General features: G+C 63.5%; 11 protein-coding genes. 10 read left to right on the top strand and 1 reads right to left on the bottom strand.

What is annotated here, in order from left to right:
* Positions 1-52 precede the first annotated feature (52 nt).
* From NR126_RS22295 to NR126_RS22250, 10 genes are all read left to right on the top strand, one after another.
* The gene (locus NR126_RS22295; RefSeq protein WP_027620273.1) at positions 53-1,750 is read left to right on the top strand and encodes a DUF1302 domain-containing protein; all 1,698 of its coding nucleotides are present in this window, start codon (positions 53-55) and stop codon (positions 1,748-1,750) included.
* 12 nt (positions 1,751-1,762) lie between these two features.
* Positions 1,763-3,151 carry a DUF1329 domain-containing protein gene (locus NR126_RS22290; protein WP_256831519.1) on the top strand — a complete coding sequence of 463 codons (1,389 nt, stop codon included), beginning with the start codon at positions 1,763-1,765 and terminating at the stop codon, positions 3,149-3,151.
* A 63-nt stretch (positions 3,152-3,214) separates the two neighbouring features.
* Positions 3,215-4,321, top strand: coding sequence for a YCF48-related protein (locus NR126_RS22285; RefSeq protein WP_256831518.1), 1,107 nt, complete (start codon positions 3,215-3,217; stop codon positions 4,319-4,321).
* Between the two features lie 3 nt (positions 4,322-4,324).
* Positions 4,325-6,784, top strand: a complete 2,460-nt coding sequence (locus NR126_RS22280; RefSeq protein ID WP_256831514.1) for an RND family transporter — start codon at positions 4,325-4,327, stop codon at positions 6,782-6,784.
* On the top strand, positions 6,774-8,018 hold the full coding sequence (locus NR126_RS22275; RefSeq protein WP_256831511.1) for an MFS transporter: 1,245 nt from the start codon (positions 6,774-6,776) through the stop codon (positions 8,016-8,018). Before NR126_RS22280 ends, NR126_RS22275 begins: the two co-directional genes overlap by 11 nt.
* Positions 8,019-8,031: 13 nt before the next feature.
* Positions 8,032-8,613 carry a cupin domain-containing protein gene (locus tag NR126_RS22270; protein ID WP_105755580.1) on the top strand — a complete coding sequence of 194 codons (582 nt, stop codon included), beginning with the start codon at positions 8,032-8,034 and terminating at the stop codon, positions 8,611-8,613.
* The gene (locus tag NR126_RS22265) at positions 8,610-9,593 is read left to right on the top strand and encodes a fumarylacetoacetate hydrolase family protein (RefSeq protein WP_256831505.1); all 984 of its coding nucleotides are present in this window, start codon (positions 8,610-8,612) and stop codon (positions 9,591-9,593) included. Before NR126_RS22270 ends, NR126_RS22265 begins: the two co-directional genes overlap by 4 nt.
* A 10-nt stretch (positions 9,594-9,603) precedes the next feature.
* Complete coding sequence (locus NR126_RS22260) at positions 9,604-10,608, top strand: NAD-dependent epimerase/dehydratase family protein (RefSeq protein ID WP_105755582.1); 1,005 nt, start codon at positions 9,604-9,606, stop codon at positions 10,606-10,608.
* Complete coding sequence (locus tag NR126_RS22255; RefSeq protein ID WP_027620265.1) at positions 10,586-11,380, top strand: cyclase family protein; 795 nt, start codon at positions 10,586-10,588, stop codon at positions 11,378-11,380. The genes NR126_RS22260 and NR126_RS22255 overlap by 23 nt, the downstream gene beginning before the upstream one ends.
* A gap of 44 nt (positions 11,381-11,424) precedes the next feature.
* Complete coding sequence (locus tag NR126_RS22250) at positions 11,425-13,059, top strand: arylsulfatase (RefSeq protein WP_256831503.1); 1,635 nt, start codon at positions 11,425-11,427, stop codon at positions 13,057-13,059.
* 213 nt (positions 13,060-13,272) lie between these two features.
* Here the strand turns inward: NR126_RS22250 and NR126_RS22245 are convergent, their stop codons facing one another.
* Positions 13,273-14,508, bottom strand: coding sequence for an aromatic ring-hydroxylating dioxygenase subunit alpha (locus NR126_RS22245; RefSeq protein WP_027620263.1), 1,236 nt, complete (start codon positions 14,506-14,508; stop codon positions 13,273-13,275).
* Positions 14,509-14,568 lie beyond the last annotated feature (60 nt).

The raw sequence follows: 14,568 nt of genomic DNA, 5'->3' as shown, positions 1-14,568 counted from the left end.
CACAGCCCTCCACCCACAGCAGTTACCACTATAAAAACAAGAGGTTAACGCGATGGTTAGTTCCCCGACTGCGACGCTTGCGCGCCGCCCGGTCTGCACGTCTGCACCCTTTGCTTTCAGTCTGGCCGCCGCCCTGGTGCTGTGCAGCCAGGCCGCACAGGCCTTCCAGGTCGACACCGGCAATCCGGATTTCAAGCTGCGCTGGGATAACACGGTTAAGTACAGCGCGGCCTGGCGCACCCAGAATCCCAGCCACAAACTGACTGAAGGGCAGGTGGCGCTGAACCAGGACGACGGCGATCGGGCTTTCGAAAAAGGCCTGATCTCCAACCGTACCGACATCCTCTCCGAGCTGGACATGTCGTTTAAAAACGTCGGCGCGCGCCTCAGTGGCGCCGCCTGGTACGACACCGTCTATCAGGACGATAACGACAACGACAATCCGGCGCGGGCCAACGCCCGCTCGGTGGGTTACGACCAGTTCACCGACGACACCCGTCACCTGCATGGCGGCGACGGCGAATTGCTGGATGCCTTCGTCTACTGGAACGGCGAACTGGCCGAGCACGCCACCTCGTTCCGCGCTGGTCGCCACGGACTGGTCTGGGGCGAAAGCCTGTTCTTCGGTGCCAACGGCATTGCCGGTGGCATGAGCCCGGTGGACGTGGTCAAGGCGCAGTCGGTGCCCAACACCCAGTTCAAGGAAATCACCCGCCCAGTCAATCAACTCTCGGGTACTTTCCAGCTCACTGACGACGTGTCACTTGGCGCCTACTACCAGCTCGAATGGGAGCAGACCCGCCTGCCGGGTGCCGGCAGCTACTTCTCCACCAGCGACACCATTGGCGAAGGCAACGAACGGCTGATCGTCGGCGCGCCATTCCCGGCATTCCTCGGCGGCAATCCAGGCAGCCCGGCGGCGTTCTTCCACGGCAACGACAAGGAAGCGCGCAGCTCGGGGCAGGGCGGCCTGCAGTTGAAGTACAACGCCGAGACGGTGGAGTACGGCCTGTACGCGATCCAGTACCACGACAAGACGCCCAAACTGTACCTGCGACCCTCTACCGGTGCGCCGAACTTCAGCACCGGGCAGATCGGCGAGTATTACTGGGTCTATCCGGAAGACATCCGAGCCTTCGGCGCCAGCTTTTCCACCACGGTCGAGGAGTACAGCTTCGCCGGTGAAGCCTCGATGCGCTGGAACATGCCGCTGGTGTCCAACGGCCAGACCGTGCTGCCCGGGGTCGAAGCCGACAACGACGATCACCCGCTGTACGCCGTCGGCCGCACCGCCCACGTCAACCTCAACGTGCTGGCGTCGTTCGGTCCCAACTTCATCGCCAGGGAGTCCGGCCTGGTCGGCGAAATCGCCTGGAACCGCCTGCTCAGCGTCACCAAAAACCGTGAGGCACTGGACCCCGGCGCCACCGATGACGGCCTCGGTTTCAAGGTGGTCTACACCCCGACCTACCGGCAGTTTTTCTCCGGCGTCGACATCAGTCTGCCGGTCGGCCTCAGCTACTTCCCCCTGGGCAAGTCGGCGGTGGTTAGCACCTTCGGCGCCGATCGCGGCGGCGACATGAACATCGGCATCACCGCCACCTACCTCGACCGGGTCACCGCCGGCCTCACTTACACCCACTACTACGGCCCTGAGGACACCAACCTCAACGGCGTCAGCCAGTTCAATTTCAAGCAAGCGCTGAAAGACCGGGACTACCTGGCCTTCTCCATCAAGACCACGTTTTAAGAGGACTTGCGCATGACCCATAACAATAAATTCGGGGCGTTCAAGCTCAGGACCCTGTGCTTTGCCTTGCTCGGCAGCCTGACCCTGTGCAGCCAGATGACCCTGGCGGCGACGGCTGAAGACGCAGCCAAACTGTCGAAAAACCTGACCCCGTTCGGCGCCGAACGCGCCGGCAACGCCGATGGCTCGATCCCGGCCTGGGACGGCGGCTACACCAAGGTCGACCCGTCTTTCAAAGAGGGCGGCAAGCGTTCCGACCCGTTCGCTGCCGACAAACCGCTGTTCAGCATCACCTCGAAAAACCTCGCGCAGTACGCCGGCAAGCTCAGCGCCGGCACCCTGGAAATGTTCAAGCGTTTCCCTGACACCTACCGCATCGACGTCTATCAGACCCGGCGCACCGCCGCCGCGCCGCAGTGGGTCTACGACAACACACTGAAAAACGCGACCCGCGCCAAACTGGTGGAGAGCAGCGCCGGGCCGGTGCCCGAAGGGGCCTATGGCGGCATCCCGTTCCCGATCCCGCAGAACGGCGCCGAAGCCATGTGGAACCACGTCCTCAACTGGCGCGGCACTTCGATTTCGATGCACTTCCGTCACTACCTGATGACCGCCGATGGCAAGCAGGTGATGACCACCGACGGCCAGGCCATCCAGGAAATGCCCTACTACTACCAGGACGGCACGCCGGAATCCTTCGCCGGTGACTACTGGTTGTTCCGCCTGCTCAACGTCGGCCCGCCGTTGCGTGCCGGCGAGCAGATCATGGGCCGCACCAATATCAATGGCGACCTGTCCCAGGCCCACGTCTATCTGACCGGGCAACGCCGCGTGCGCAAGCTGCCGAATGCCTGCTGCGACACGCCGACGCCGGCGACTGCCGGGGTCATGTCGTTCGATGAATTGAGCGTGTTCCAGGGCCGTATGGACCGCTTCAACTGGAAGCTGGTGGGCAAGCAGGAGATGTACATCCCCTACAACACCAACAAGGTGCAGGCAGCGGCGAAACCCGAAGACCTGTTCCTCGCCCACCACCTGAACCCGGATTACGTGCGCTGGGAACTGCACCGCGTGTGGGTGGTTGAAGCCGATCTGGCGCCGGGCAAGCGTCACCAGTTGCCGAAGGGCCGCTACTACCTCGACGAAGACACCTGGCAAGCCATGCTCGGCGACCGCTGGGACGCCAACGGCCAACTGGCCAAGACCCTGTGGTCCTTGCCGGCGGTCCTGCCTGACCTGCCAGCCCAGGCGCAATTGTCCTCGGGCTTCTACGACCTGACCTCCGGCGCCTGGTTTATCCAGAACGTCTACACCGGCCTGCCAGAGCAGTACGGCCTGGTCGATCGCTACCGCGCTTCCGAGTTCTCGCCAGCGGCGATGGCGGGTGCCGGGGTTCGATGAGTGTCCGGGCGGATCGCGGCGGGTACGGCGCGATCCGCTTTCAATCGGTTTTTCGAGGTGGGTATGAACAGAATTTGTCGGCGCGTGGGGCGGCTGCTCTGGCGTGTGGCGCTGCCTTTGATCTTGCCAATGGGCCTGGCGCAGGCCGCGGCGGTGGGCGACGCGCTCGCCACCCCGGCGATGCAGGCACCGCAGGCGACGTCCGCGGTGCTGCTGGACCTGGCCCGTGCCGGCGCGCGGCTGGTGGCGGTGGGGGAGCGGGGCATCGTCCTGCTGTCCGATGACAACGGCCTGAGTTGGCGCCAGGCGGCGGTGCCGGTGTCGGTCAGCCTGACGGCGGTGCAGTTTGTCGACGCCGAGCAAGGTTGGGCGGTGGGGCACGGCGGTGTGGTGCTCGCCACCCGCGATGGCGGTGAACACTGGCGGGTGCAGTTGGACGGGGTGCGTGCAGCGCAACTCGAACTGGCCGCCGCCACCGAGGAACTGCCCAAGGCCAGCGACCAGGACGCTGCCAGCGCCCGCCTGCAAACCGCCGAGCGGCTGGTGGCCGAAGGCGCTGACAAACCGTTTCTCGCCCTGCAATTCATTGACGCCCAACACGGCCTGATTGTCGGCGCCTACGGCCTGGCCCTGCGCACCGAGGATGGCGGCAACAGCTGGCACTCGCTGATGGGCCAGATCGACAACCCCATGGGCGCGCACCTGTCGGCCATCGCCCAGCAAGGCGAGCACTGGTTCCTCGCTGGCGAACAGGGTTTTCTGGCCCGTTCCGGTGATGGCGGGCACTCGTTCAGCCAGTTGCAAAGCCCGTACCCGGGGAGTTTCTTCACCCTGCAACTGCGCGATGACGGTGTGCTGCTGGTGGCCGGCCTCAAGGGCAATGCCTTTGCTTCCAGCGACCTTGGCCAGAGCTTCCAGCCTGTGCCGGTGAACATGCCGGTGTCGTTCAGCGATGCCATCCGCAGCGCCGACGGCCAACTGCTGCTGGTCAATCAGAGCGGCGCGCTGTTTCGCACCAGCGGTCAACCTGGCGCCTTGCTCCAGCCTTACGGCAAGCCTTTGGGCAAGCCCGTCGCCAGCGTGATCGAGGCCGCCGACGGCAGCCTGACCCTGGCTGGTTTCACTGGACTGACGCGCCTGCCGCCGTCCGTCACCACCGCTTCGGAGTGAGTCATGAAGTCTTTCGACAACGCCACGGCCAGCCTGGCGAATTTCGATCCACGCTCCGGCTCGGTGGTCGAGCGCACGCTGTTCAACCACCGCCTGTGGGTGTTGCTGGTGTGTGTGCTGACCACCCTGGTGCTGGGTTATCAAGCGACCCGGATCGAGCTCAACGCCAGCTTCGAGAAAATGATCCCGACCCAGCAACCCTACATTGCCAACTACCTTGAGCATCAGAAGCAGCTCACTGGCCTCGGTAATGCGCTGCGCATCGTGGTCGCCAACCGTCAGGGCTCGATCTACGACGCCGAATACCTGAAGACCCTGCAGGCCCTGAGCGACAAGCTGTACCTGCTGCCGGGCGTCGATCGTGCCTACATGAAATCGCTGTGGACCCCGGCCACCCGCTGGGTCGCGGTCACCGAGGACGGCCTCGATGGCGGCCCGGTGATCCCCGACGACTACAGCGGCAGCGCCGCCAACCTCGAAGCCTTGAAGCGCAACGTGCAGCGCTCCAATGAGCTCGGGCAACTGGTGGCTTTCGACCAGACCTCAAGCATCATCTACGTGCCGCTGCTGGCCACAACCGCTGACGGTAAGCCGCTGGATTACGCGGTGTTGTCAGGGCAACTGGAGAGCCTGCGCAGCACTTATCAAAACGCCAATATCGACATCCATATCACCGGCTTCGCGAAGAAAGTCGGCGACCTGATCGATGGCTTGAAGCAGATCCTGCTGTTCTTCGCCGTGGCGATCCTGATCACCACGGCCGTGCTCTACTGGTACACCCGCTGCCTGCGCAGCACCCTGCTGGTGGTGCTCTGCTCGCTGGTGGCGGTGGTCTGGCAGCTCGGTTTGTTGCCCTTGCTCGACTACCAGCTGGACCCGTATTCGGTGCTGGTGCCGTTCCTGGTGTTCGCCATCGGCATGAGCCACGGCGCGCAGAAAATGAACGGCATCATGCAGGACATCGGGCGCGGCATGCACCGGGTGGTGGCGGCGCGCTTTACCTTCCGCCGGTTGTTCCTCGCCGGGCTGACCGCGCTGCTGTGTGACGCGGTGGGCTTTGCGGTGCTGATGCTGATCAAGATCCAGGTGATCCAGGACCTGGCGGTGATCGCCAGCATCGGCGTCGCGGTGCTGATCTTCACCAACCTGATCCTGCTACCGGTGTTGCTCTCCTATGTCGGCGTTTCACCCCGCGCGGCGCAGCTGAGCCTGAAGAGCGAACAGGCCGAGCAGGGCGGCCAGGTACGCCATGCGTTCTGGCGCTTTCTCGACCTGTTCACCCAGCGTCGCTGGGCCAGCCTGTGCATCGCCATCAGCCTGGCGCTGGCCGCCCTGGGTTTCATTGTCAGCCTGCAACTGAAAATCGGTGACCTCGACGCCGGCGCCCCGGAGCTGCGCGCCGACTCGCGCTACAACCAGGATGACGCCTACCTGACCCGGCACTACGGCGCCAGCAGCGACCTGTTCGCGGTGATGGTCAAGACCCCGGCCGGCAGCTGTGCCCGCTACGACATCCTCGCCAAGGTCGATGCCCTGGATTGGCAGCTGCGCGCGTTGCCGGGTGTCGATTCGACCAACTCGCTGGCGCTGCTCAACCGGCGCATGCTGGTCGGCCTCAGCGAAGGTAACCCCAAGTGGTACGAGCTGCAGAACAACCAGGCGATGCTCAACATGATCACCGCCAGTGCGCCACGCGGCCTGTACAACGAAGACTGCAGCCTGCTGACCCAGTACGCCTACCTCACCGACCACAAGGCCGAAACCCTGACCCGGCTGGTCGAACATGTGGAAAAATTTGCCGCGGCGAACAACACCGCCGAGGTGCAGTTCCTTCTCGCCGCCGGTAACGCCGGGATCGAAGCCGCGACCAATATTGTGGTCAAGCAGGCCAACCGCGAGATGCTGGTGTGGGTCTACGGCGCGGTGATCGTGCTGTGCCTGATCACCTTCCGCTCCTGGCGCGCGACCCTGTGTGCGGTGATTCCGCTGATGCTCACCTCGATCCTCTGCGAGGCGCTGATGGTCTGGCTGAACATCGGGGTCAAGGTCGCCACGCTGCCGGTCATCGCCCTGGGCGTGGGCATTGGCGTCGACTATGCGCTGTACGTGATGAGCATCCTGCTCAGCCATCTGCGCCAGGGCGCGAGCCTGTCCGAGGCCTATTACCGGGCACTGGTGTCCACCGGCAAAGTGGTGATGCTGACCGGTATCACCCTGGCAATCGGCGTCGCCACCTGGATCTTCTCACCCATCAAATTCCAGGCCGACATGGGCGTGCTGCTGGCGTTCATGTTCGTCTGGAACATGGTCGGCGCGCTGCTGTTGCTGCCGGCGCTGGCCTACTTCCTGTTGCCGGTGCGCCGTGAGGCAACCGTCACGGTAGACAACCCCAGCGTTTCTGAAGCGGCAACCGTCGCCCCTGTCCATCACTCGCGTATCTCGGAGCCGTGCCATGCCCGCTAATGCCGTTATAGAAAGCCCGAGCCGCCAGGCCGGCTGGCCGCAGTCGCTGCTGTTGCTGCTGGGCAGCTGTCTGCCGGTGCTGGGCGCAGTGTTGCTGGCCCCGGTGTTGCCAAGGATGCAAGCGCATTTTGCCGAAGTGCCGGGCAGTGCGGTGCTGGTGCCGGTGGTGTTGACCTTGCCGGCGCTGGTGATTGCCTTGCTGGCGCCATTTGCCGGGATCATCGCCGACCGCCTCGGGCGCAAGCCGCTGCTGTTGGCGAGCATGCTGCTGTACGTGCTCTGCGGCGTACTGCCGCTGTGGCTCGAGTCGCTGCCGGCAATCGTCCTCAGCCGCGCCGGCATCGGCCTGGCCGAGGCGGGGATCATGACCTGTTGCACCACGCTGATGGGCGACTACTACAGCGGCGCTCGACGTGAGCGTTTGTTTGCCCTGCAAATGGTCGCCACCTCGCTGTCGGCGGCGGTGTTTATCGCCCTCGGCGGATTCCTCGGGCAAAACGATTGGCGCACACCGTTTGCCTTGTACGCCGTCGGCCTGGTGTTCCTGCCGCTGATGGCCTGGCTGCTGTGGGAGCCGCAGGCTCGTGTGCAGTCAGCGCAAACGATGCCGGTGGCAGCTCGGTTTCCATGGCGTGCACTTGCACCCTTGTACGGGCTGTCGCTACTGGCCGGCCTGAGCCTGTTCATCGTTCCGGTGCAGGCCGGCTACCTGCTAAACCTGCTGCACGTCGATGCGCCGGAGCAGATCGGCATGACCATGGGTGCCAACCAACTGGGGGTGCTGATCGGCGCCCTGAGTTTCCGTCTGCTCAGCGGCCTGCGTGGCCAGTACCTGCTGCTGATTGCCTATGTGCTGGCAGGCCTCGGCGGCTTGCTCATGGCCAACGCCCAGAGCCACGTGCAGGTGGTGGTCGCCGTGACCATCAACGGCCTGGGCATCGGCCTGATGTTGCCGACCTTGATCACCTGGATCATGGCCCAGGTGAGCTTCCACCAGCGCGGTCGGGCGGCTGGTTGCTTCACTGCGGCGATCTTCGCCGGCGAATTCATCAGCCCGCTGGTGGTGCTCGGCATCACCCATGGCGAGGCTGCGGTGCTGCCTTTTGCCTTGGCCATCATCGGCGGGCTGCAACTGCTGGTGGCGCTGGTTTGCCTGGCGCTGCCGCGACTCGCGGGCCTGGCGCAGCGCACGAATGTTGATGTCGGTGGCTCGACCATCGGCAACGGAAATTGAACGAGGATTTTCCATGCAAGCGCTTCCCGAATTCAAACGCGTGGTCACCGGTCACAACCAGCAGGGCCTGGCCATCGTCGCCAGCACCGGCCCGACGCCCAACGTATTCCCGCTGTCGGCGGTGCCCGGCACGGTGTTTCATGAACTGTGGAACAGCAGCGCCAGCCCGGTGCCGCTGGACAACGCCAGCGACCCCACCAGCAAACCCCTGCAACTCAGCCCTGGGCCCCAGGGCAGCGTGATCCGCGTGGTGGATATTCCGCCGGACAGCGTGCAGAACCAGGTCAGCGCCGAGGAGGCCGCCGCCGTCTTCGCCGAAATCGGCCAGTCCCACGCCGGCACCGGCCAGGCCAATTCACGGCACAAATTGATGCACCGCACCGAGACCCTCGACTACGGCATCGTCACCGAGGGTGAAGTGTGGCTGGTGCTCGACGAGGAAGAGGTGCACCTCAAGCGCGGTGACGTGGTGGTGCAACGCGGCACCAACCACGCCTGGAGCAACCGCACCGACGCCATGGCGCGCATGGTGTTCATCCTGCTCGACGGCCGCTATGCCGCCGAATTGAACGACCGCCTGGGAGCCTCGGCATGAAACTCGCTACCTTGAAAAATGCCACCCGTGATGGACGTCTGGTGGTGGTTTCCCGGGATCACGCCTGGGCTTTGGACGCCAGTAGCGTCGCGCCGACCCTGCAATACGCCATCGAACACTGGAGCGACTGCGAGCCGCGCCTGCAGGCCTTGTCTCGCCAGTTGAACGATGGCGCAGCACCAGATGCCTTCGCCTTCGATCCGGCGCAGGCCATGGCGCCCTTGCCACGCGCCTACCAGTGGTGCGACGGCTCGGCCTTCCTCAGCCATGGCGCACTGATGCAAAAAGCCTTCAACCTCGACCCCATCGATGGCGCCGAAAGTACGCCGCTGATGTACCAGGGCGCCGGTGACGACTTCATCGGCCCGCGTGACGAGATCGCGCTGCCGAGCGAAAGCCAGGGCATCGATTTCGAAGGCGAGTTCGTGGTGCTGGTGGATGACGTGCCGCTGGGCTGCGATGCGCAAACCGCGTTGCAGCACATCAAGCTGGTGCTGCAGATCAACGACGTCAGCCTGCGTGCCCTGGCCCCCCGGGAAATGCGCACCGGCTTCGGTTTCCTCCAGGCCAAGCCGTCATCCAGTTTCGCGCCGCTGGCGATTACCCCGGACGAACTGGGCGAAGCCTGGTACGACGGCCGGGTGCACCTGCCATTGCAGGTGCACTGGAACGGTGAGTGGTTCGGCCATCCCCACGGCGGGCAAATGAACTTCGATTTCGGCCAACTGATCGCCCATGCGGCGCTGACTCGTCGCCTCGGCGCGGGCACCTTGATCGGCTCCGGCACGGTGTCGAATGCCGAACGCAGCGCCGGCTCGGCGTGCATTGCCGAGCGCCGGGCAATCGAGATGATCGAACACGGCAGCCCACGCACCGGTTTCATGCGCTTTGGTGACCGGGTGCATATGGATGTGCTGGGCAGCGACGGCCAGTCGTTGTTCGGCGCCATCGATCAATGCGTCGTCCAGGCCCGGGGCTGAGGAGCCGCTTATGCGAGTGTTGATTACCGGCGCCAATGGTTTTGTCGGTCGCGAACTGGTGCGCTGCCTGTTGGCGCGTGGCAGCCTGCGTGGACAGCCGATTGACGCCTTGCTGGTGCTGGATCGCGACCTCCACGGCCTGCCGGATGACACCCGAGTGCGCCGGCATTTCGGCAGCGTCACCGATCCGGCGTTGATGCGCCGGGTGCTGGCCGATGGCATAGACGTCGTGTTCCATCTGGTGAGCATCCCCGGCGGCGCGGCGGAAGAGCAATACGACCTCGGCTATCAGGTCAATCTGTTGGCCAGCCTGGAACTGCTCAACCAACTGCGCAACAAGCGTCGGCCGCCGGTGCTGGTGTACGCCAGCAGCGTCGCGGTGTATGGCGGGCAGTTGCCGGCGCGGATGAGCGAGAGCGCCGAACTGCGACCGGAACTGTCCTATGGCGCCCACAAGGCCATGGTCGAATGCGCGATCAATGACCTGGCCCGGCGCGGCGAGGTCGATGGCCGAGCGTTGCGCCTGCCGGGCATCGTCGCCCGGCCCCGCGAGCCCAATGGCCTGCGCTCGGCGTTCATGAGCGACCTGATGTGGGCTTTTGCCGAGGGCGAGGCTTATTGCTGCCCGGTGTCGCCGCAAGCCACCGCCTGGTGGATGTCGGCGCGCTGCTGCGTAAACAACCTGATCCACGCCGCCGAGTTGGACGGCGCGGTGTTGGGCCCACAGCGGGTGTGGCAGCTGCCGGTGTTGCAGTTGTCCATCGCCCAAGTGATCGACGCCCTGGCCGAACGCTACGGCGAGGAACGCCGCACACGGATCAGTTTCGGCCCTGACGCCGGGCTTGAAGCCTTGTTCGGCAAGATGCCCGCTTTGAAAACCCCGCACGCCCGCGCCGCCGGCTTCCAGCACGACCGCAACGCCACCGCCCTGGTACGCAACGCCCTTAATCCCGCGGCCCCCAAACACTTGCCGCTGACCGGAGAGACCCTTGATGTCACTGCCAAACACGCGTAAACGCCGCCTCGTTGACCTGTCGGTGACCCTCGACAACAACCCCTACACCGATCCGCCGCCGCTGCTGCCGAAGATCGACTACATGGATCACCAGCAGGGCTGGCCGGAAATGGCCGCGATGTTCCCGGGCCTGCAATTGGAACAGATGCCGGGCAACGAATCCTGGGCTGCCGAGCGCCTGCAGATCACCACCCACAGCGGCACGCACATGGACGCACCCTGGCATTACGCGTCGACCACCGACGGCGGCCAACCGGCCTTCGGTATCGACGAGTTGCCGCTGGACTGGTGCCTGCAACCGGGAGTTAAGCTGGACTTCCGGCATATGGAAGATGGGCATGTGGTCACCGCCGTCGAAATCGAAGCCGAGCTGGCGCGCATCGGCCATGAGCTGCAGCCGCTGGACATCGTGCTGGTCAACACCCGCGCCGGCGCGCTGTTCGGCCAGCCGGGCTACCTCGATGCTGGCGTGGGTATTGGTCGTGAAGCGACGATGTACCTGCTGGAACGTGGGGTACGGGTGGTCGGCACCGACGCCTGGAGTTGGGACGCGCCGTTCAAGTACACCCGCGAGCGTTTCGCCGCCAACGGCGACGCCTCGATCATCTGGGAAGGACACAAGGCCGGGCGCGATATCGGTTACGGGCAGATGGAAAAACTGGCTAACCTTGAGGCCTTGCCGGCCAGTGGTTTCCAGGTCTCGTGCTTCCCCTACAAGATCAAGCATGCGTCAGCCGGGTTTGTCCGGGCGGTGGCGATTTTCGAAGAGTAGGGCGCGCATCAGCCTTTGATCAAAAGTATAAGAAGAGAGAACCCATGGCTCGTTTGCCTCTGCCTCACACCTTGCTGACCGCCGCGCTGGCGTTGACCAGCAGCCTGGCCCTGGCGGCCTCGGCACCACCGAACATCCTGCTGATCGTCGCCGATGACCTGGGTTACTCGGACCTCGGCAGCTACGGCGGCGATATCAACACCCCGACCCTGGATAAACTGGCCAGGGACGGGCTGCAATTCACCAATATGTACGCCGCGCCGACCTGTTCGATTACCCGTTCGATGCTGATGTCCGGCACCGACAACCACCTGGTCGGCCTTGGCACCATGGCTGAGGCGCTGCAGCCTTTCCAGCGTGGCAAGCCGGGTTACGAGGGCTATCTGAATCCTCAGGCCTACTCGATTGCCGAGCTGCTGCAGCAGGGCGGCTACAGTACGTCGATGGTCGGCAAATGGCACCTGGGTCTGGAAGCCGATCAGGGTCCGGATAAACGGGGTTTCCAACAATCTTTCACCTTGCTTGAAGGCGGAGCGCCGCACTTCAAACCAGCGACTGTCGACCCGGCCAAAATCGAACAGGTGCACTACCGCGAAAACGGCCAGACCGTGGCGTTGCCGGAGAATTTCTATTCCTCGGACTTCTACACCGACAAGCTGATCAGCTACCTGCAGAACAGCAAAAAGGACGGCAAACCCTTCTTCGCCTACGCCGCGTTCACCGCGCCGCACTGGCCGTTGCAAGCGCCCAAGGAATACCTCGACAAGTACCAGGGCCGCTTCGATCAGGGTTATGACAGCGTGCGCCTGGCGCGTATCGAGCGGATGAAAAACCTCGGCGTCCTCGCCAGTGATGCCCAGCCCGCCAAGCCTTTGCCGGTCAATCCGAAACTGCCGGGCTGGGATCAACTGACTCCGGAACAGCAGAAGCTCGAAGCGCGGAAAATGGAAATCTACGCCGCCATGGTCGACAACCTCGACCACAACATCGGTCGCCTGGTGGACTATCTGCGTCAGAGCGGACAGTACGACAACACCCTGATCGTGTTCATGTCGGACAACGGCGCGGCAGGCGAGAACCACAGCCAGTTCTATCCGCTTGGCGCTCATACCGACAACAGCCTCGCCAACCTTGGGAAGAAGGGTTCGCAAATCGACTACGGCCTGCGCTGGGCCGAAGTCAGCGCCGCGCCGTTCCACCTGTTCAAAGGCACTACTGCCGAGGGTGGCATCAGCGTGCCGGCTATTGTCCAGTTGCCCAAGGCTATGAGTCGGCAAGGTATCGAACGCGGCATCGCAAGGGTTGACGATTTGGCGCCGACCTTTCTTGAGGTAGCGGGGATTGCCCAGCCACAGGTTGCAGGCAAACACCCGATCACCGGTAAATCGATGCTGCCGCTGCTGGCTGGCAAAGGCAGTCCGCACAGTGACGGGCGTCTGGCCGGGGAGCTATTCGGTAACGCCTATTACCGCGAAGGCAATCTGAAGCTGGTAGGCATGCGTCCGCAGGCGGGGTTCGGCGATAACGCCCAGCCGTTGCAATGGCAGCTGTTTGATCTGGCACGCGATCGCGGCGAGACCACGGATCTGGCGGCCGCGCAGCCGGACACGGTGGAGCGGCTCAAGGCCGAGTGGATGAAGTATGCGCAGGAGGTGGGCGTGGTGTTTGCGCCGCGCTGAACGCGATTCTTGTGATCGCTCCAAACCCCTGTGGGAGCTGGCTTGAAGCGAAGAGGGGGTGTCAGCCACCGATGATGTCGGCTGTGCCGCCGCCTTCGCCAGCAAGCTGGCGCCTACAAGTGTGATCAACCACATACACCTTGTGGGAACAGCTCGGGCGGCGCTCCCATAGGGTTGGTCGATCACAAGATCAGCGTCCACTGCTGCAGGGTGTCAGCCAACTGACTTCAACGGAATTGGCCCTTGCAGGCGATTCAGCATGGTTGCGCAGTACCAGTCATCGAACTGGCATACGCCGGTTTCCGCCGTTTCGGAATAAGGGCCTGGCTCGTAGGACGGCGAGGTCACGCCACGCTGGGTGCCTTCGACCAGGGTGCGGTCCTGATCGTTGGTGGCGATCCAGACTTTGGTCAGCCGATCGATATCATAGTCGACACCTTCCACCGCATCCTTGTGCACCAGCCATTTGGTGGTGACCATGGTCTGCGTGGCGCTGATCGGCAACACCCGGAAGCTCAATGCGTGGTCGCCGAGGAAGTGATTCCAGGTCGACGGATAGTTGAAGTAGAGCAGGGCGCCGATATCGGCTTCGCCGCTTTTGTCCAGGCGGCTGGTGACCGCAGGCTTGCCGTCCATGGTGTAGCTCACCGCGCCTTTGGACAGCGGAATGCGGGTCATCCGGTATTGGCCATTGATGTCCATCACCAGGCGGCTCGGCAGGCCGGCTTTTTCGCACTTGTTCCAGTAGGCGGAGAGTTCCGGATCATCATCGCCGCTGGTGCCGCCCACTGAGAGGTTGTCAACGAACGATTGCAGCAGTTCGGGATGCGAGCCGTCGCAGTGGTAGCACTCACGGTTGTTCTCGAACACCAGCTTCCAGTTACCACGTTCGATGATGCTCGACTCGAATGCGACTTTGCAGTCATCCAGATTGTGCGGGGCAACGAAGGGGGCGACGGCGCTGCGGAAGGGTTCGAAGTCCGGTGCCTTGGTCGCCACACAGACGTAAATAAAGGTGTGGACGATTTCGCAGTGCACGCTTTTCAGGTTGTATTGGCTCTTGTCGAAATCCTGGCCCATGTTGCCGGCAAACAGCAGGTTGCCATCCAGCTCGTAGGTCCACTTGTGGTAGGGGCAAACCATCTTCGCGACTTTGCCGTGATCGGCCTCGCAGACCTTGGCGCCACGGTGGCGGCAAGCGTTGTGGAAGGCGCGTACCTGGCCATCCTTGCTGCGTACAACGACGACCGGGTAATCGCCGACTTGCAGGGTGAAGTACTGGCCGGGTTTTTCGAGTTCAAAGGTGTGCCCGGCGAAAATCCAGTCACGATGCCAGATGTGCTCAAGGTCCTGGCGATAGACGTCCTCACTGCTGTACAGCGCGCCCGGGAGGGAATGCCAGGCTTTGCGTTGGGAAATCAGCTTATAAACGGTTTCTTTGTTATCCATCTTATCCTCCCAGGATATATACCTTGAGCGGTCACCTTTGAAGGTGACTTATATTGTTTT

Origin of the sequence: Pseudomonas sp. Pse1 (genome assembly GCF_024519635.1) — a bacterium.
GTDB lineage: Bacteria > Pseudomonadota > Gammaproteobacteria > Pseudomonadales > Pseudomonadaceae > Aquipseudomonas.
The sequence above is the reverse complement of the archived record's forward strand: the minus strand, read 5'-3'. Positions and strand labels throughout refer to the sequence as shown.

Excerpts from the sequence above, each read along its gene's own strand:
- NR126_RS22295 (WP_027620273.1), top strand. The coding sequence starts at position 53 with ATGGTTAGTTCCCCGACTGCGACGCTTGCGCGCCGCCCGGTCTGCACG.
- NR126_RS22290 (WP_256831519.1), top strand. The coding sequence starts at position 1,763 with ATGACCCATAACAATAAATTCGGGGCGTTCAAGCTCAGGACCCTGTGC.
- NR126_RS22285 (WP_256831518.1), top strand. The coding sequence starts at position 3,215 with ATGAACAGAATTTGTCGGCGCGTGGGGCGGCTGCTCTGGCGTGTGGCG.
- NR126_RS22280 (WP_256831514.1), top strand. The coding sequence starts at position 4,325 with ATGAAGTCTTTCGACAACGCCACGGCCAGCCTGGCGAATTTCGATCCA.
- NR126_RS22275 (WP_256831511.1), top strand. The coding sequence starts at position 6,774 with ATGCCCGCTAATGCCGTTATAGAAAGCCCGAGCCGCCAGGCCGGCTGG.
- NR126_RS22270 (WP_105755580.1), top strand. The coding sequence starts at position 8,032 with ATGCAAGCGCTTCCCGAATTCAAACGCGTGGTCACCGGTCACAACCAG.
- NR126_RS22265 (WP_256831505.1), top strand. The coding sequence starts at position 8,610 with ATGAAACTCGCTACCTTGAAAAATGCCACCCGTGATGGACGTCTGGTG.
- NR126_RS22260 (WP_105755582.1), top strand. The coding sequence starts at position 9,604 with ATGCGAGTGTTGATTACCGGCGCCAATGGTTTTGTCGGTCGCGAACTG.
- NR126_RS22255 (WP_027620265.1), top strand. The coding sequence starts at position 10,586 with ATGTCACTGCCAAACACGCGTAAACGCCGCCTCGTTGACCTGTCGGTG.
- NR126_RS22250 (WP_256831503.1), top strand. The coding sequence starts at position 11,425 with ATGGCTCGTTTGCCTCTGCCTCACACCTTGCTGACCGCCGCGCTGGCG.
- NR126_RS22245 (WP_027620263.1), bottom strand. The coding sequence starts at position 14,508 with ATGGATAACAAAGAAACCGTTTATAAGCTGATTTCCCAACGCAAAGCC.